The organism is Cytobacillus sp. QJM3NY_8, assembly GCF_056173585.1.
Window position 1 is genome coordinate 2,978,061 of sequence record NZ_CM149681.1, and the last position, 17,997, is coordinate 2,996,057.

General features: G+C 40.3%; 13 protein-coding genes and 3 pseudogenes. 4 read left to right on the top strand and 12 right to left on the bottom strand.

Annotated elements, in window-relative coordinates; all coding sequences use genetic code 11:
* Positions 1 to 80: 80 nt before the first annotated feature.
* Positions 81 to 440: a winged helix-turn-helix transcriptional regulator gene (locus AC0VZ9_RS15480; RefSeq protein WP_009334102.1), complete on the bottom strand. Its 360-nt coding sequence runs from the start codon at positions 438 to 440 to the stop codon at positions 81 to 83.
* A gap of 219 nt (positions 441 to 659) precedes the next feature.
* On the opposite strand from AC0VZ9_RS15480, the gene fdhA reads away from it, so the two are divergent.
* Both fdhA and AC0VZ9_RS15490 read left to right on the top strand, forming a co-directional pair.
* The gene (fdhA, locus tag AC0VZ9_RS15485; RefSeq protein ID WP_009334100.1) at positions 660 to 1,874 is read left to right on the top strand and encodes a formaldehyde dehydrogenase, glutathione-independent; all 1,215 of its coding nucleotides are present in this window, start codon (positions 660 to 662) and stop codon (positions 1,872 to 1,874) included.
* Positions 1,875 to 2,011: 137 nt separating this feature from the next.
* Positions 2,012 to 2,431 carry a GlcG/HbpS family heme-binding protein gene (locus AC0VZ9_RS15490; RefSeq protein WP_009334098.1) on the top strand — a complete coding sequence of 140 codons (420 nt, stop codon included), beginning with the start codon at positions 2,012 to 2,014 and terminating at the stop codon, positions 2,429 to 2,431.
* Positions 2,432 to 2,735: 304 nt separating this feature from the next.
* Here the strand turns inward: AC0VZ9_RS15490 and AC0VZ9_RS15495 are convergent, their stop codons facing one another.
* The 4 genes from AC0VZ9_RS15495 to AC0VZ9_RS15510 all read right to left on the bottom strand — a co-directional run bounded on the left by AC0VZ9_RS15495 (position 2,736) and on the right by AC0VZ9_RS15510 (position 7,613).
* A complete protein-coding gene (locus tag AC0VZ9_RS15495) occupies positions 2,736 to 4,142 on the bottom strand; it encodes an amino acid permease (protein WP_009334096.1) in 1,407 nt (468 codons plus the stop codon).
* An 86-nt stretch (positions 4,143 to 4,228) separates the two neighbouring features.
* On the bottom strand, positions 4,229 to 5,863 hold the full coding sequence (locus AC0VZ9_RS15500) for a M20 family metallopeptidase (RefSeq protein ID WP_071158356.1): 1,635 nt from the start codon (positions 5,861 to 5,863) through the stop codon (positions 4,229 to 4,231).
* A 51-nt stretch (positions 5,864 to 5,914) separates the two neighbouring features.
* Entirely contained in the window at positions 5,915 to 6,718 is an 804-nt protein-coding gene (locus AC0VZ9_RS15505; RefSeq protein ID WP_285838826.1) for a dimethylarginine dimethylaminohydrolase family protein, read from the bottom strand.
* 40 nt (positions 6,719 to 6,758) lie between these two features.
* Complete coding sequence (locus tag AC0VZ9_RS15510) at positions 6,759 to 7,613, bottom strand: dimethylarginine dimethylaminohydrolase family protein (RefSeq protein ID WP_071158387.1); 855 nt, start codon at positions 7,611 to 7,613, stop codon at positions 6,759 to 6,761.
* Positions 7,614 to 7,790: 177 nt separating this feature from the next.
* Here AC0VZ9_RS15510 and AC0VZ9_RS15515 point away from each other — a divergent pair, with 177 nt between their 5' ends.
* Positions 7,791 to 8,522, top strand: a complete 732-nt coding sequence (locus AC0VZ9_RS15515) for an IclR family transcriptional regulator (RefSeq protein WP_009334088.1) — start codon at positions 7,791 to 7,793, stop codon at positions 8,520 to 8,522.
* 271 nt (positions 8,523 to 8,793) lie between these two features.
* On the opposite strand, the pseudogene AC0VZ9_RS15520 reads toward AC0VZ9_RS15515, so the two are convergent.
* The 4 genes and pseudogenes from AC0VZ9_RS15520 to AC0VZ9_RS15535 form a co-directional block, all read right to left on the bottom strand.
* Positions 8,794 to 8,898: pseudogene (locus AC0VZ9_RS15520) on the bottom strand (GNAT family N-acetyltransferase); the annotation flags it as partial.
* Between the two features lie 84 nt (positions 8,899 to 8,982).
* Positions 8,983 to 10,794: an amidohydrolase gene (locus AC0VZ9_RS15525; protein WP_034296888.1), complete on the bottom strand. Its 1,812-nt coding sequence runs from the start codon at positions 10,792 to 10,794 to the stop codon at positions 8,983 to 8,985.
* A gap of 69 nt (positions 10,795 to 10,863) precedes the next feature.
* Entirely contained in the window at positions 10,864 to 12,201 is a 1,338-nt protein-coding gene (locus AC0VZ9_RS15530) for an APC family permease (RefSeq protein WP_009334084.1), read from the bottom strand.
* 108 nt (positions 12,202 to 12,309) lie between these two features.
* Positions 12,310 to 12,858 (bottom strand): annotated as a pseudogene (locus AC0VZ9_RS15535) (aldehyde dehydrogenase family protein); the annotation flags it as partial.
* Between the two features lie 69 nt (positions 12,859 to 12,927).
* Between AC0VZ9_RS15535 and AC0VZ9_RS15540 the strand changes: the two are divergent.
* Positions 12,928 to 14,081, top strand: a protein-coding gene (locus AC0VZ9_RS15540) for an IS3 family transposase (RefSeq protein ID WP_475396411.1) whose coding sequence is annotated in 2 segments (ribosomal slippage) — positions 12,928 to 13,180 and positions 13,180 to 14,081 — 1,155 coding nt in all. Because the reading frame shifts where the segments join, the coding sequence is not laid out codon by codon here.
* A 138-nt stretch (positions 14,082 to 14,219) separates the two neighbouring features.
* On the opposite strand, the pseudogene AC0VZ9_RS15545 reads toward AC0VZ9_RS15540, so the two are convergent.
* The 3 genes and pseudogenes from AC0VZ9_RS15545 to AC0VZ9_RS15555 form a co-directional block, all read right to left on the bottom strand.
* Positions 14,220 to 15,146, bottom strand: a pseudogene (locus AC0VZ9_RS15545) (aldehyde dehydrogenase family protein); the annotation flags it as partial.
* A 27-nt stretch (positions 15,147 to 15,173) separates the two neighbouring features.
* Positions 15,174 to 16,571, bottom strand: coding sequence for an aminotransferase family protein (locus tag AC0VZ9_RS15550; protein ID WP_009334081.1), 1,398 nt, complete (start codon positions 16,569 to 16,571; stop codon positions 15,174 to 15,176).
* Positions 16,572 to 16,627: 56 nt separating this feature from the next.
* Positions 16,628 to 17,866: a M20 family metallo-hydrolase gene (locus AC0VZ9_RS15555; protein ID WP_009334080.1), complete on the bottom strand. Its 1,239-nt coding sequence runs from the start codon at positions 17,864 to 17,866 to the stop codon at positions 16,628 to 16,630.
* Positions 17,867 to 17,997 lie beyond the last annotated feature (131 nt).

A 17,997-nucleotide genomic window follows, 5' to 3' on the forward strand; every position in this document is an offset into this window, starting at 1 on the left:
AATATGAAACTGCGTTATACCTGCTCTCTATAGGACGTCACAAAGTCAGCATCTCTTAAATAAATCCATACATTGTCAACCTATTTTATGAATGTTTTTATATTTTCTTTCCCCCAATCGTACATCATTAAAATAACCGGCATTAAGCTTTGCCCTAATTCTGTTAATGAATATTCCACTCTAGGCGGGACTTCCGGGAAAACTTTCCGATGAACTATCCCATCTTCCTCTAATTCTCTAATCTGAGTTGTCAATACCTTGTGGGTGATTTTTGGAAACAGACGCTTAATTTCACTGAATCGTAAAGTCCCGTCAGTTCCTAAATAGTATATAATCGTTATTTTCCACTTGCCGCTAATAAGGGATAATGTCAATTCTTTTTCACAATTAAATTCTCTATTTTCAATTTTCTTCCTCACTTCGCTCCGCAAGTCATCCATAATATCCCCTCCACTTCCCTGCAGTCTAAAAGTATCCTTTTAGTAACCTTCTCACAAAAAAGTGCGTTCTTCCATAAAAAAGGATTATTTTTTAGAATATATTCAAGATAGAGAAAATTGAGATTTTGGTTTTTTATAAAATTAGGGTGGAGCATCCTAAAAAACACTCTATCTATACGATAACCAACTCACTATTTAAATAGAATGGAGGATGCAAGAATGGCAGGAAACAGAGCAGTAATCTACAGGGGTGCAGGACGGGTAGCCGTGGAAGATATTAGCTATCCGGATTTGATTCTAAGAGACGGACCCGGAGTAAATCCTTTAAATGTCGGCCGTAAGTGTGAACATGGGGTAATTCTAAAAGTCATTACGACCAATATTTGCGGAAGCGATCAGCATATGGTTCGCGGCCGGACGACTGCTCCTGAGGGACTCGTTCTCGGCCATGAGATCACGGGTGAAGTCATTGAGGTTGGACGCGATGTTGAATTTATCAAAAAAGGAGATCTTGTATCCGTTCCATTTAATATTGCTTGTGGCCGCTGCCGCAGTTGTAAAGAACGCAACACGCATATTTGTGAGAACGTTAACCCGGATCGTCCTGGATCCGCTTATGGTTATGTAGATATGGGCGGATGGGTTGGAGGCCAATCCGAGTATGTAATGGTACCCTATGCAGACTTCCAATTACTGAAATTTCCAGATAAAGAACAAGCCATGGAGAAAATTCTTGACTTAACGATGCTTTCCGATATCTTTCCAACTGGTTATCATGGTGCGGTAAGCGCTGGCGTGAAGCCCGGTTCTACAGTATATGTTGCTGGAGCTGGACCAGTCGGCTTGGCTGCTGCCCATTCTGCTCAACTTCTTGGTGCCTCTGTCGTTATCGTTGGTGACTTGAATAGCGAGCGACTTGCCCAAGCCAGAAGTTTCGGCTGTGAAACGGTTAACCTAAAAGAACATCCAAATCTGGGGGAACAAATTGAACAAATTTTAGGAATTCCAGAAGTGGATTGCGCAATTGACTGTGTAGGCTTTGAAGCCCACGGACATGGTGCTGGAGCAGGTGAAGCTCCAGCAGCTGTATTAAACTCGATAATGGAAGTAACACGTGCCGGAGGACGGCTGGGTATACCAGGTCTATATGTTACTGGTGATCCGGGAGCGGTCGATAATGATGCGAAAAGCGGAACATTGAAGGTCCGTTTGGGGCTCGGCTGGGCAAAAGCACATACTTTTGTGACTGGTCAAACACCCGTTATGAACTATCACCGTGACTTAATGATGGCTATTCTAAACGAAAAAGCACAAATCGCCAAAGCTGTAAATGCAACGTTGATTTCATTAGACCAGGCACCAGCAGCATATACCGAATTTGATCAGGGTGCTTCCAAGAAATTTGTTATTGACCCTCACGGGATATTTAATTAATAAAGTCTGTCAGAAGCATTCACTAAAAAATATGTGTGAGCAAATTTTGAGGCAAAAATTATTCTGTATGTGAACAAAACGCTTGAAAAAATATGATCCCGGTAATCTAACCATAAAAGATTAGGAGGTTCATTAAGATGAGCAAAATCACATTAGATTTAGCTAAGCAAATTATTGCAGGTGCTGAAGAAAAAGCAAAAAGAATTGGGGTTTCCATGGTTATCTCCGTAGTGGATGAGGGTGGAAATCTAATTGCTGTTCACCGAATGGATGATGCCTGGTTAGCCAGCATCGAAATTGCCCAAAATAAAGCCTGGACGTCAGTTGCCTTAAAAATGCCTTCTGCAAACTTAGCCGATGCAACGGTTCCTGCAGCTGAGCTTTATGGTTTGAATACAACTAACAATGGACGCCTTGTCGTTTTTGGCGGAGGAATCCCTCTGGTCAATGATGGAAAAGTGGCAGGCGCCGTGGGAGTCAGCGGCAGTACAGTTCCCCATGATATCCAGGTTGCAGAGGCTGCTGTTCAAGTATTTAACAACAAGTTTTCTCAATAATAATTTTCTGGTTAATTGTTATTTCTGTTATCTTTTTGACAAATTAATTTCAAGCATTTAATGGGAATAAGTTATACCACATGTTTTTTAGCCAAATGAACATGTGGTATTTACTTTTTACAGCAAATTCTCATTATCAGATGAGTGCTATGAAATCAACTCGTTTGAAAGTAAGTGTTTATTCGAATAGGTAATTATGAAAACTACAATATCCCTCTATAATTCTAATAAACCGGACAGCCATCATGGTCATCCGGTTAATTCATTTAGATACTTAGAAACTTACAAATGTCTAAGATTGCCTTCACGCACCAATCTCATTATTGGAACGAACTTTATCTGTCTTTCGATTTTTGAAGTAATAGAATATATAGCTGACAAGCAGGAATCCTATTCCGATAAGCAGTCCTGCCAGCTGAGTTGGATCAAAGGCCAGGAATACTAGAATAGAGACACAGAATATAATACAAATCAGAGGGATGATTGGGTAGAATGGGACTTTGTATTTTAGATCCTCTACCTTTCCGCCTGCTTTTATATATTTACGCCGGAACATGAATTGAGAGAGCGCGATTCCCATCCATGAGATGGTAACAGAAATACCAGCAATGGACATTAATAATACAAACACGGTTTCAGCAGCAAACACGCTTGTAAGTAATGATAAAAGTGAAAATATCATGGTGAATACTAGAGCAGTGAACGGCACCTTCCGTTTTGAGAGTTTTCCAAAAACTTTTGGTGCCATTCCATCATGAGCCATCGCCCAAAGTAAGCGGGTCGAAGCATAAATACAAGAGTTTCCTACAGATAAAATAGCTGTTAAGATAACAAAATTCATGATATCAGGGGCAAATGGAATTCCAGCCAGGTCCATTAAGGTTACAAACGGGCTTTCTAATATTCCGAGCTCTTTTGTTGGGAAAATGGCGGATAATATAATAATAGAAGCAATATAAAAAATGATGATTCTAAATAGGACATTTCGAATCGCACGAGGAATATTCTTTTGAGGCTCCTCGCTCTCTCCGGCCGCAATCCCGATTAATTCAGATCCCTGATAGGAAAAGATAACATTCATCATCGTTACAAACACGATGGCGATTCCAGCAGGGAAAAGGCCTTTAGGAGCTAAATGTTCCATATATGGCGCCGGCCTGTCCGCCAGTGGTATGATGCCCAGGATGGCACTGAAGCCTATAATAATAAAGAAGATCACAGCTACAACTTTTATGCCTGAAAACCAATATTCCGCCTCAGCAAAGCCCCTTGTTGTTAAGGCATTGAGTGCGAATAAAAGAAGGATGAATATTGCACACCATACCCATACGGAGATATCCGGAAACCAGCGTTTCATCAAAATTCCGGCAGCCGTAAATTCTACTCCAGCTGTGGTTGCTGATCCAATGAAATACATCCAGCCTAATGAGAAACCAGCCGAAGGACTAATGAATTTACTGGCATAGGTCTGGAACGATCCCGTAACTGGCATGTACACAGCAAGCTCCCCCAGGCAAACCATGACAAGATACAGAATGACCCCACCGAATAAATACCCGATTAAAGCCCCTCCTGCCCCTGCTTGATTGATCGTGTAGCCGGCGTTTAAAAACAATCCGGTCCCGATTACTCCACCCAACGAAAGCATAAACAAATGACGGCGCTTCATCGACCGGTTTAATTGATTCTTCTGACCCTCTTGCTCTACCATCTAGATCACATCCCTTAATTAGATTGGCATCAGGCACATTAAGCTTGCGCGAATTGTCCACCTGCATGGACAAAATCGCCATTTTGTCAACTAGTTGCGCCTGAAACCATTAGGTGCTTTTTTGCCAGCATTTTGACCATCCCTTCTACAAGGGCAGGTACTTCTTCGAAGGCGCTTTTGATGTGAAGTCGTTCGGTTCGTTTGTGAGCGTCTTTTCCGAATGGGCCTACGTTTAGTACCGGTGCCTGAAGCTGTGTCATTTCATCGAATGGAATGCTGTAGCTGCTGCCCCAAACCGGCGTGTTTTCTTTAAATACGATCCAGCCGTCACCAGCATCCTGATAATTGACATAGCTCAAATCGCTAATCCCATTAAAATAGTGAACTTGGTTAACAGGCAGTCCAAACTTTTCAAAGCCTTGTTGTTTTACATATTCGATGCATTCTGTGACCAGCTCATCTTCAGAGGAATTGACTGCCGGATAATAAGGCGGTGCATAAAGCAGAACGATTGCGGGTGTCAGCTCCTGACACTTAATGATTAACGCATCAGCAATTCGGATAGATTTCTCCCGGTCATCCCATTCCGCTTTTTTCTGTACGTAGTCTTTGATGCCCGCAACAAAAGCTGCACCAAATTTTCGAATAGCATGCTTTTCCAGTTCTTCATAGCGCAGCACACGCACCTCACCTACGGGAGATACATTCTGTTCACTGCAGATTTCTTTATAGGCTTCATTGCAGATATGAGCTGCTTTTAGCGCTACCTTTTCGAATATATCCATGATTTCACCGGCATTCCGTTTCATTAAAAATACATTGTACAAAGCCGCTGAACGATAAGGTGTTTGCGCGGAATACTCCAGACGAAGATCCTTTTGCTGCAGTGTCACCGGAAGCGGAGTCTGCTCTCCCTTCTCTGATTCCTGCAGCGCTGTATTCCACTCCATTCTTTGTGTTAAAAACGAGGCAATATAAGGCGCTGTTATACCGCTGAGCGGTTCCCCCACATGCGTTTCTTTTCCATAAAAGAGTGCGGCCGGCATGATTTTACCAATAGAGCCTGAATACACATAATAGTTTCTGTCACCCGGTTCCTGCGTAAATACCGGTTCCCCATTCAAGAAAAGCTTATAGGTGAGCTGATGTTTTTCCTTCAATTCTAAAAGTTTCTGAACAGCTGCCCGCATTCCGGATGAATTCACTTCTTCGTCAGGAACCGTCAGCAAAATTAGATTAATAGGCCAGCGTTCAACAGTAGCTTTTTCTAATAATCCCATATGCATGACAAGCCCCATTTTCATATCCATCGTGCCCCTGCCAAATAAGAACTCTCCCGAGAGAAGATCCTGCCTGGCTTCTTCCGGAAGCTCATCTGCCCTGGAATGAAGCAATTTCGTCAATTCCTCCGGGAGATGCGCGTACTCCTGAAGATCGCCATATTCTTCGGTATTTACTGTATCAAAATGGCTGATTAACACGATCGTTTCCGTGGCATCAGGGTGTTTATATAAAGCGGTTACAAACCGACGGCCTAAATCGGCATCATGGAGCCCCAAGTGATCAGGATTCTCCCGAAAATAGGTCAACTCCCTGAGCTTCGCTGTCACCTTAAAAGAAAATTCACGCTCTCCCTCCGTAAGTGTCATGCTTTTCCAGCTTACTACTTCACACAATAACCTGCGCAATGCATCTGGGGTTCCCCACCTTAGCTGTGTCATAACTAAACGCTCCTTCTATGCGAAATAAAATGACTCTTTTTTAACTATTTTTTAAAAACGCAGTGACAAACAGCTTAAACCGCCATCAAGTTTACGGAACTCAGATGTATCAAGTTCAATCGTCTGGAATCCCGCCTCATTAATTTTTTGCTTTGTTTGCGGGTAGCCGGACGGGACGATGATATAGTCATTGACGCGAATGCAATTTGCTGCATATTCCTCTTCAGGAGGAACAACAATTTTTTGATAGGTATTGAAATCCGGGTGGTTGACAAATTCTCCTGCAGCGACAATCGTTTGGTTGCCTAAATAAGCTATTCCAGTTTTCAGGTGGAAGAATTTCTGTAATGGAACGATGGTAGCATTATAGTCTTGGGATTCTAATATTTGTTTAAGCTGCTCGGCTCCTTCCTGGTTCGTCCGGGCAGAGATTCCGATGTAAAAATGATCTTCGATTTGTAAAACATCGCCTCCGTCAAGTGTTCCAGGCGCTTTAATATAGTAGATCTTATCAAAGAAGGATTTGACTGCCGGCTCTATTTCGTGAATTTCGCCATTTCTTTTTTCCGCACCAGGGTTGGAAATAACTGCGAACTCTGCAGTTAAAACAGCTGTATCTTCTACAAAGGTAGAATCCGGAAATTGATCATTGCTTGGAAGCACAGTTACTTCTGTACCGCATGCTTTAAGTGCTTCAATATAGGCATCATGCTGCTGTAATGCTTTTTCTAAAATAGGTGTTCCAAGGTCAGATGTTGTTAATCCATTGATAAAAGTTGAGCCGGGTCTTTTTACAATTGTGTTATGAAACATTTTTGCAGCTTGTGCTGATTTTGTTGCCGATTCTCTTAACATGTATTATTCCTCCATCATTTCTCTGATTTGTAAGCTTTGGTTAAACACGTTCCACAGGACATGTGAGGCATGTTGGCCCGCCAGTGCCTAAATATGAAATTTCATTACCTTCATATTCATAGACAGTCGCTCCTGCATCCAATAGTCCCTGTTTGGTTTGAGGATTTCCGGAAACTATGACACAAATGCGCGGTGCAACAGCCAGTACATTACAGCCGAGCCGCCGGTATTCATCGTCCGGTACTTCAACAAGCTGGAAGCCGCGTTCCAGAAGCATCTGTCTTAGAAATACCGGCATAAGCCGTGAATATACCACTGCAAGATTTTCATCCACGATGCTTATAAATGACATAAGGTGCAGACACTCCTCTTCTCCTTGATCGTGCGGGAGCTGGACAACTATACATTCATCAACTATATCCTTTGTCATTTCTTTAATTTGGCGAATCGCCTCATCGTTTGTTCGATAACCGCGTCCAATTAATAAAGTGCGGTCATCCAGCCAAACAAGATCTCCCCCGTCAGCTATTGCATCACCAGTTAATTCTCCCAGAATGGGGATATTTTTTTCCTGTAAAAATTCTTTATAAATTTCTGCTTCAGGCTGACGTAATTTTTTCCCTGATTTTAAAATCATTGCGCCTTTTTCCGTAAATTTAACGGGATCATGGGCATAAAGCGAATCCAGCCCCACCTTTTCTGAAACCGGCAGAAATTTAATATGGCCGACATGCTTCTTGATTATGGATAGAAATTGTTCGTATTCCTTCTGGGCTTTCATATAATCCGGCTCACTGATATAGTTAAACTTTTTCCACTCACTTCTTAAATGCTCCTGGCTGATAAAGGCTTCTTTTGGATGCTTTACAATGACAGTGTTTAGCTTTTTGTACATCGAAGTCACCAATTGGCTTAACCTCCTTTTTCTACATATCGGAATAGATTTCCTCTGACAGGAAAACTTATAATATGATATTATAGTGATAGATTCTCCATGTCAATATATTTTGAATTTACTGAATAATTTATTTCAGTACACTTATGCAAATTAAAAGGAATGGAAGGATAAAAGATGCAGACAATCGATCGTGCCATGCAGGTAATCAAGGTTTTGTCTAAAAATGATACAAGAATGTGGATTTCCATTACAGATTTATCAAAGGAATGCGACTTGCCTGTCAGTACACTTCATCGGCTCCTGCAATCCATGAAGCAGCACGGGCTTATTCAGCAGGATCCAGATTTGAAACTATATTCTATGGGCAACACCTGGTTAGAATATGGACTTAAAATGTATGACACCTTTGATTTTGTTGGACTGATTCGCCCAGAGATGGAAAAATTAATGCATGAGGTGGAGGAGAGTGTGTATTTTAGCAAGCCAATTGGATTAGAATCACTAGTGGTTGAAAGAATTGATTGTCTCAACAATCCTATTCGAATTAATGATCAGCTGGGGATCCGAATTCCATTGAATATTGGGGCGGCCAACAAAGTGCTGTTAGCTAATATGCCAAACTCAGAGACTGTTAAAGTTGTTAATTCCTTAGTCCCGTCTGAGGATAGAGATTCGTTTATTAAACTATTAAGCAAAGTGAAAAGGCAGGGTTATGGGGAGAGTCATGGCGAACAAACGCCTGGAACCTCTTCTGTCGCTGCGCCTATTTTCGATCACGCCAATGAACTCCTGGGAGCCATAAGCATCGGATATGTTAATTTCAATATCACAGAAGAAAGACAAAACTGCTTAATCGAAAAAGTAATCGAATACGGCTTGCGAATCTCCAATAAATTAGGGAGTTAATACTTAGGGAATTAAAAAAGTTTCATTTCCAGCTATTTAAATATAAATTTATGAAATTATTTAGTGACAATATTTTGGAATGAATAGGAAACTAATTTGCTTGTTAATATAAATTTAAAACGCAAGGCAATTTTTAACCTTGCGTTTTTTTATTATTATTGAGCCTTTGAGGGCATTTTCCAATATCCAGTTCTTCTCCAGGATTTATGTCAGCCAACTGAGTTTTTACCAGTTGTACTAATGAGAGGGAACTGGATAATAATTAGTAAGCTTATACGTCCAAGCCGTTGATGATTGCTAATACTTGATAATCTGTCCATTTGCCATTAATCTTTAGATTTTCTTTAGCAATACCTTCTTTTTTTAACCCGGATTTGCTTATAATCCTATTCAATTCTATCTATTTCAACAAGAAAAAAGCCGCCTGGTTTGGCAGCTATATTTAATTTGAACCTCTATTTTATTCCCCTTTAAATACAATCTTCCCATCAACTATCGTGTAAACAATAGAGGTTTCAGATATATTTTTTGGTTCAATATTGGTCAGATCCTCTCCAAGAACAACCATATCCGCTTTCTTCCCAGCTTTAAGTGAGCCTAAGTCATTTTCGCGATATATTTGATAAGCAACATTCTTTGTGTATGACTGCAGCATTTCCTTTACAGTAAGAGCTTGATCAAGGTTGCGAACCAAATCAGTATCTTGCTCTTCTGGATAAGGACTATTTCTTGTAGCTCCTGTTTCTATTGCGTTCAATGGGCGATAATCAGGGGTAGGCGGATAATCGCTGCTGCTGGAAATCGTTACTCCAGCATCCCACATTTCTCTAGCCGGATACATGGCTAATGCACGTTCCTCCCCTATCATGGCCTTTTCCAAGTCATAGTACTGATCTTTGTAAAACCAAAAAGGCTGCAAGCTCGCAATAACACCTAAATTCGCCATACGGGAGATGTCACTATCCTGAATCGCACTGATATGAGTAATCGTGTGGCGGGAATTGTGCTCTTCATTTTCTTTCTTTGCCAATTCCAGGGCATCAAGGCCCATTTTAACTGCCCCATCGCCGATTGCGTGAATGTGTACTTGTATATCTTCCTTATCTAGCTTTGAGACCATCTTATTAAAAGTATCCTCTTTCCAATTCGCATCACCGTGGTGGTGGGATCCCATTCCGGCATTCTTGGTATATGGTTCAACAAAGAGGGCTGTTTTCCCTTCAGTCACTCCATCAGCAAATAATTTTACGGTGTTCACTGAAAGCCAATCTGAATTGTACTTTTTACCAGCATCCTGTATTTTCGCAACCGCTTCTTCCGGTTGAGTTTCCGGTCCAAATACAATTGCATTGGCGACCCGCATGGTCAGCTTCCCCTCTTTTTCTAATTCATTCAGTACTTTTAAACTTCTATCACCGCCTGACATATTCATGACTCCTGTCATACCAAAGCTATGCATTTCTTTTTGAAATTCTAATATTGCCTCTTTATATTGTTCATCCGTTAAGTTAGACAGCGCCTGGACATCTGCGAGCAAATCCATTGCTCCTTCCCGCAGCACACCCCGGGGAGAACCGTCAGGATTACGCTCAATCATACCACCCTTAGGAACCACTGTATCCTTGGTAATTCCGGCAATCTCCAGCGCTTTTGAATTTACCCATACTGAGTGTTTGTCGATAGAGTAAAGCATAACAGGTATATCCGAAACAACTGCATCCAAATCCTCTTTCTTAGGGCCTGGGTTGGTACCATCCGCCTGTTCATACGGACCGTTCACCCATCCATCCCCAGTAATGATTTTGGCCTTAGGATTTTTCTCCCTAAAATCAGCGACTGCTTGGACATATTCTTCATGGCTTTCAAGCTCTGCTAGATATACTTCAAAAAGCTTGGAGGTCCATAAACCTGGCGGGTGAGTATGACCATCCATAAAACCAGGAGATACCATCTTTCCTTCCAGATCAATTACCTCAGTATCCTCCCCCACATATTTTTCCGCGTCAGAACTGCTTCCTACAAACTGGATTTCTCCATCTTTAATTGCAACTGCTTCAGCAAGCGGCTGATCTTCTTCCATGGTGTAAACCTTCCCATTTTTAAGTACAAGTGAGGCATGATCATGAGATGCCTCCACGTCCTTTTTATCAGAAGAATTTGTGTCCTTTTTGGCGGTTACATCTGATTTTTCAGTACAGGCACCAAGTATGAGCATTAATGGAATAAGGATGAAAATCAAAAACCACAACTTGTTACGCAATCTATTATTCATCGACATTTCACTCCTTATTGTTTAGGGATGTTTCAGACACACTACTATAAAAAAATCAAAACGTTGATGCTACATCTCTAACTCTTCAAAGTCGATCTTTGGGGGTTCTTTACTAAAGAAGCCGGTTGATATAATTAAATAAACGATACCGAGTAAAGTCCATATTAATCCTGCAATAATGGACATAAAATCCAGGCTGCTCCATAGGTATATAATGAAACCAAGTCCAACCAGGGGGCCGATCAAGTTTCCAAAGGTGAATCCAATCGTACGTTTTGTATTGGTTTTAAAATAATTTGCAATCACACAAATATTAACAAAGCTAAATGCCGTAAATGCCCCTACATTTATAAGTGATGTTGCCATTGTTAAATCCAGAAAAAGAGAGGAAAGCGCCAGAAGCCCAATAAATAGAATATTTGGGACCGGTGTATTTAAATTAGGATGAAGATACCCAAAGAACCCTTTAGGTAAAACGTTATCTCTGCCCATAGCATATAACAGCCTTGATGCACTTACTTGAGCTGCTAAGCCGGAAGCAAATACTGAAAATAATGCGCCAGCTGTGAAAATAGATAAGAAAAGGTTTCCTCCAATGGTATAGGCGATCTCTGGAGAGGCTCCTTCGATATCATTAAACACAGATACATCAGGAAAAAGGGACTGCATAAAGAAAGTTACCGTAAAGAAGAAGATTCCCCCTATTGAAGCTACTAAAATAATCGCCCTTGGGATTGTCTTTTTCGGTTCAATCGTCTCCTCCGAAAGTGTAGTGATTGCATCAAAACCGATAAAGGATAAAGCCAGAAGTGCAGCACCGGCAAATAGACCGGAAATTCCCATACTGGACGGAAATAATTCACTAATAGAAATTAAAGATTCGGGTCCTTTAATAATTGATCTTACATTAAGGTAAATGAAGAGGACTCCGACAATAAACTGGAAAGCAACGAGCAGCATATTTAATGAAGCTGCCAGCTTTACTCCAAAAATATTTAAAATACTAATGACAAGAATTAACCCTACAATCCAAATCCAATCGGGAACCTCTGGTAAGGCAGCAGATAAATAGATTTTGGCCAATAAGGCATTGATCATTGGCAAAGCTAAATAAGCAAGAAAAGTGATCCAGCCAGCGATTATTCCCAAATATGGGTTCAAAATATTTTTTGTATAAGTATAAACTGAACCTGCCGTTGGGTATTTCTTAACTAACTTTCCATAGCTCAAAGCCGTAAAAAGGATTGCAGTAAAAACGATAATATATGCTGCCGGCACATGCCCTGAGGATACATCCGAAGCAATTCCGAAAGTATCAAATACAGCAAATGGAGACATATAAGCAATTCCAATTGCGACAACATGCTTTAATTTCAACCTTCGCTGAAGTTGGTTCGTATCATCCATATAAACACCCTTTCCCTCTATATTGAATCCGCTTTCATTTCGAGAAGAATTTTACCTAACAGCCTTCGATTAACATTCTATTTATTGAAGGCTATTAAGTAAGGCTAATTACTCTAAGTTAACCCATACACTCTTTACTTCCGTGTAGCTATTTAATGCATATGACCCCATCTCGCGGCCAAATCCGGATTCTTTATATCCTCCAAAAGGTGCAGCTGCGTTGGTGATATTATAGCAATTAACCCACACAGTACCAGCCTTTAATTTTCTTGAAATAGTATGGGCATGTTTTAAATTTTCCGTCCACAATCCTGCTGCCAATCCGTATGGGCTGCAGTTGGCGCGTTCTACAACTTCATCGATACTCTTATATGGCATCGCAGCTGCAACTGGACCGAAAATCTCTTCTCTGGCTATAGACATTTCATCCTGTACATCAGCAAATACGGTTGGCTGAACAAAATAACCTTTGTCTAAGCTTTTTCCGCCTATTAGAAGATTTGCACCTTCTTTTATCCCCTTTTCTATATAGGATGCTACAATTTCCTGCTGTCTTTTAGAGACGAGTGGACCCATTTCTGTTGACTCATCCAAACCATTACCCAGTTTTACCTTTTCTGCATAATCTACCATTCTATCCATTACCTGGTTATAAAGATGATTGCTGTTAGACTCAAAAGTAGACACAGTTTATTATTAAAGTAACTAATAAATTGAGGTGTCTACATGAACAGAAAAACATTTGATGAAGATTTTAAAAGAAGTACTGTCCAAATGATGATTGAACAAAACAAATCAGTAGCACAAACAGCTCGGGATTTAGATATCAGCCCCAACACGATTCATAATTGGAAAAAGAAATACTCTGATGAGTTTATGGATGAGGCCATTCCTAAAATGACAGAGGAACAGCAGATGCGAACCTTTCAAAAACGTATTCGTGACTTGGAAGAGGAAAATGCTATTCTAAAAAAGGCTATGCACTTCTTCGCGAAAGACCATCGGTAATTTTCTCATTCATCTATGAGAATCGCTTCAAATTCCGTGTGGAGAAGATGTGCAAGGTCATGAATGTTTCCCGAAGCGGTTACCACAAATGGGTGGATCGCCCTGAAAGCGAAAAAACAAAGCGACATAAGACTTTGGTTAAATTCGTTCATAAATCCTACCTGGAATCTAGGAGTCTTTATGGAAGTCCAAAGATTGCCAAAGATCTTGAAAGAAAAGGAATATCTGTTTGTCAAAAAACAGTAGCCCGTATCATGAAAAAAGAAAATTTGCGGTCTAAGACAGTTAAAAAACATAAAGCGACTACAAATTCAAAACATACACTCCCTGTCTATGAAAACAAGCTTAATCAAGAGTTTAAAGTTACTAAGCCGAATAAAGTTTGGGTGGCTGATATTACTTATGTTCCAACATCAGAAGGATGGCTTTATCTGGCAAGCGTAATGGATTTATTCTCCAGAAAAATTGTAGGCTGGTCGGTCGACAAAACCATGACCAAAGATTTGGTTATTAACGCATTAGAACGGGCCTATTATCGCCAGCAGCCAACACTTGGATCGGTCCTCCACCATTCAGACCGTGGGAGCCAGTATTGTTCAAATGATTACCAAAAGAAATTGTCAGCCTACCAAATGGATGTAAGTATGAGTAGAAAAGGAAACTGTTACGACAACGCGTGTATAGAATCCTTTCACAGTGTACTGAAAAAAGAATTAATCTATTTAACAAAATATAAGACAAGGGAACAGGCAAAAAAAGAAATCTATGAATATATCGAGATTTTCTATAATGCCAAAAGAATACATTCGGCAAATGGATATTTTTCGCCATCCGAATACGAACGTATGTACTTTAACAAGACTGCAAGTTAAGTAAAAGACATAACTTTTCCTCTTCATTCAGGTACAGAATACATTCTGTACCTGAATGAAGAGGCCACCAAGCGAAAGCGCGGTAGAAGATAAAAATCTATAAAAATTGTGTCTACTTTATTGACCTAATACCAGATCTGGTATAAACACTCTTGAGCCCGCGCAGCATACTTGACCTTGATTTGCCATAATCCCGGAAAATACACCTGGTATCGCTTTATCCAGATCCGCATCAGGCAAAATAATATTTGGTGATTTGCCTCCAAGCTCCAAGGTTACTCGTTTCATCGTGTTTGCAGCTTTTTTCATAATGGCTCGACCAACAGGTGTTGAACCAGTGAAAGCAATTTTATTTACCTTTGGATGTTTAACAAGCGCATTTCCGGCTATTTTTCCATAGCCATTAAGAATGTTGACAACCCCTTTTGGGAAACCTGCTTCCTCTATTAACTTAGCTAAATATAAAGCTGATAAAGGTGTTTGTTCTGCAGGTTTTAATATAATAGTACAGCCTGTTGCAAGAGCGGGAGCTATTTTCCATAGGGCCATCATGATGGGAAAATTCCACGGAATAATCTGCCCAACCACACCGACTGGCTCATGGTGAGTATAGTTTAAATGAGTTGTTGAAATAGGAATGGTCTGTCCAGTCATCTTTGTCGTCCAGCCTGCAAAATATCTAAGCTGTTCGATTGCATTAGGGAGATCGCCAGTTAACATTTCTTTAATTGGCTTCCCATTGTCTAATGTATCAAGCTCTGCCAGCACCTGCATGTCCCGTTCCATTAAATCAGCCAGTTTATGCATGAGCTTAGATCTTTCTGCAGAGGAAATATTCGGCCAGGGTCCCTCTTCAAATGCCCTTGAAGCCGCTTCGGCAGCTAAATGAACATCCTTTTCTGACGCAGCATATACAATAGCTAACTCTTCTCCTGTAGCAGGATTTATCGTTTGAATTGTATCTCCTTCAATGGACTCAACCCATTCTCCATTGATAAATAGTTTTTTTGGTTCTTTTAAAAATTCTATCACTTTGGGGTGCAATTCCACCGTATTGCCAACCATCCGGATCTTCCTCCTTGCTTACTCAAATTATTTTGTGACCTTTGAAAAGGCTGCTAAAGAATCATCTACAATATGGATAATTCGTTCCAACTCATTATCACTAGTGATAAAAGGAGGAGCAATCGCAACAATGTTCATCCCTGGTTCAAAATCAAATGGCCTAATCAATAAGCCCCTTTGATATGCTTCATCTACCACACTAACCGATGCTTTTACAGATTCATCAAAAGGAATATTTTGATCTGGATCCTTCATTAAATCAAAACCAGCCAATAAACCCTTCACTCTTGACCCTGATACAAATTCATATTTGTCTTCTAAATAAAGAAGCCCCTTCTCTAATCGTTCTCCCAATATCCGGGCTTTTTCAATAAGACCATCTCGTTCTAAAATTTCAATATTTTTCAATCCCACTGCACAAGCTGTCGGATGCCCGCTGTAAGTGAATCCATGCGCAAGCATGCCGTCATATGATGTAAAGGCATCTCTGATTTTTTCTCTCATGACCACACCGCCAAGTTGAATGTACCCGCTGGTTATCCCCTTTGCGATTGACATAAAGTCCGGAATAACATCCCAATGATCTACCCCGAACATTTTTCCTGTACGTCCAAAACCACAGATAACCTCGTCTGCTATAAGGTGGATATCAAACTCATCACATAATTTTCTAACAGCCTGAAGATAGCCATCAGGAGGAATATGGACTCCGCCAGCTCCTTGGATTGGCTCTACAATAACAGCTGCAACCTTATCTTTTCCTAATTTTTCAATGATGCTTCTAATACATCCCTCATACTCTGGATGGTTCCTGTCACCAAGTTCACACTCTGTTAAATGAGCTTTTGCATTCACGATATCCGGGTCAGTAGATCCCGAGAATTCACGGTAAACCTCTATACCAGTTGCCCTTTGTGCAGAAACTGTTACACCGTGATACCCTCTCTTTAATGAAATAATCGTTCTTTTTTCGGTGTATCCCTGCAATTGCCAATAAAACCTGGATAATTTAAAGGCAGTATCATTTGATTCCGATCCACCGGAAGTGAAGAAAACGGTATTTAAATCTCCCGGTGTTAATGAAGCAATTTTTTCAGCCAAGCGAACAGTTGGTTCATTTGCATAGCCATAAAATGCCGAAGCATACGCAACATTTACCATCTGATTATAGGCAGCTTCAGCCATTTCCTTATTTCCATGCCCTAAATTTACATTCCACAGCATGGAAACTCCATCAATATATTTTTTGCCGCTCATGTCATGGAGATAAATTCCCTCTCCACCTGTAAAAATAAGTTTTGGGCCTGTTTGCGCCTGTAATTTTGGATTCGTAGATGGATGAAGGAGATGCCTGCGATCTAAAGCGGAAAGTTCACTTGCCAGCAATTCGTTTTTTCCATTCATAATTGTTTGATTTTGGTTCATTTTCAAACATGCCTCCAGTTAAAATAGTTTTAAAAAGCCAATTAAATAAATAAAAGTTAATGAGCCCTTGCAAGCTTTAGAATCGTGTTCAGAAGGACATTTGCACCCTTCTCAATGTCGTCCTCTAAAGTCAATTCTTTTTCATTATGGCTAATCCCGTTAATACTGGGTAAAAAAATCATCCCGGTGTCGGCCATTTTACTTATATATTTTGCATCATGTCCTGGACCGCTAAATAATCTTAAAGTGGAATATCCCAACACGCCTGCAGCTTCACTAATTGCATCCATAACTTCGGAGGAAAATAGCACAGCATCCGAATTCCAATCTGTTGAAATCGTAACTTCAACATTATTCATTACCGCAATTGTGCCTAACTGCTCTCTTAGTCTATCAATTGTACCAGCTCTAATCTCATCATCCTTGTGCCGCACGTCAATCATGAACTCTACTTCACCAGGTATAACATTCGTAATATTCGGTTTGACATTAAGTTTTCCTACTGTCGTTTTCAAACCTTCTATTTCATTTGTTATTTCATATACTTTGGTAACCATTTTAGCTGAAGGTGCCAAGGCATCCTTTCGGTCTTCCATCGGAGTAGGCCCAGCGTGATTTGTCTCTCCTACTACCTTTACATTCAGCCAGCTTATTCCTTGAATTCCTTCGACAATTCCAATTAACTTGTTGTTTTTTTCAAGAATGGGACCTTGTTCCACATGGAGCTCGATAAAGTATTTTATATCTCTTAATCTGTGCTTTTCGTCTCCCATGTATTGAATTTTTTTTAATGCCTCCTGGAACGAAATGTTCTCGTTATCCTTTGTGTTATAGATAAAGTCTGTTGTAAATTCACCTGCAACACCGCCTGATCCAAGCATCGGAGGCTCAAAACGGGCACCTTCTTCATTAGTAAAATTAACAATTTCAATAGGATAATCAGTTTCAATATTATTTTCGTTTAATGTACGGACGACCTCCAATGCGGTTAAAACACCCAGGATTCCGTCAAACCGTCCGCCGCAGGGCTGTGTATCTAAATGAGATCCAATTGCAACAGCTGGACTATCATTTAACTTTCCTTTTCTCCTTCCGTAAATATTTCCAAGGTCGTCAACTCGTACGTCCAGCTTCTCTTCCTGCAGCCATTTAACAAATATATTTCTCATCTCTTTATCTTCTTCTGTTAAAGCCAGCCGATTTAATCCTCCATTTTCTAACGCTCCAATGGAAGAACTTACATTAATCGTATCAAGCAGGCGTTTTCTATTAACCATGAGTTTCGTAGTTTCCATTTACTTACCTCCTCAACTATTTTTAATGCAATTTTTATGCCAAAGTGAAAATCATCCTAAATATCAATATTTGTTTGACTATTAATCTGAAAATTAATAATATAGTAATTATTTCGAACCAATTCCGGTTC

Coding starts and splice junctions, on each gene's coding strand:
- AC0VZ9_RS15555 (WP_009334080.1), bottom strand. CDS start 17,866: ATGGAAACTACGAAACTCATGGTTAATAGAAAACGCCTGCTTGATACG.
- AC0VZ9_RS15505 (WP_285838826.1), bottom strand. CDS start 6,718: ATGTTAAGAGAATCGGCAACAAAATCAGCACAAGCTGCAAAAATGTTT.
- AC0VZ9_RS15525 (WP_034296888.1), bottom strand. CDS start 10,794: ATGAATAATAGATTGCGTAACAAGTTGTGGTTTTTGATTTTCATCCTT.
- AC0VZ9_RS15510 (WP_071158387.1), bottom strand. CDS start 7,613: ATGTACAAAAAGCTAAACACTGTCATTGTAAAGCATCCAAAAGAAGCC.
- AC0VZ9_RS15515 (WP_009334088.1), top strand. CDS start 7,791: ATGCAGACAATCGATCGTGCCATGCAGGTAATCAAGGTTTTGTCTAAA.
- fdhA (WP_009334100.1), top strand. CDS start 660: ATGGCAGGAAACAGAGCAGTAATCTACAGGGGTGCAGGACGGGTAGCC.
- AC0VZ9_RS15530 (WP_009334084.1), bottom strand. CDS start 12,201: ATGGATGATACGAACCAACTTCAGCGAAGGTTGAAATTAAAGCATGTT.
- AC0VZ9_RS15490 (WP_009334098.1), top strand. CDS start 2,012: ATGAGCAAAATCACATTAGATTTAGCTAAGCAAATTATTGCAGGTGCT.
- AC0VZ9_RS15550 (WP_009334081.1), bottom strand. CDS start 16,571: ATGAACCAAAATCAAACAATTATGAATGGAAAAAACGAATTGCTGGCA.
- AC0VZ9_RS15495 (WP_009334096.1), bottom strand. CDS start 4,142: ATGGTAGAGCAAGAGGGTCAGAAGAATCAATTAAACCGGTCGATGAAG.
- AC0VZ9_RS15480 (WP_009334102.1), bottom strand. CDS start 440: ATGGATGACTTGCGGAGCGAAGTGAGGAAGAAAATTGAAAATAGAGAA.
- AC0VZ9_RS15500 (WP_071158356.1), bottom strand. CDS start 5,863: ATGACACAGCTAAGGTGGGGAACCCCAGATGCATTGCGCAGGTTATTG.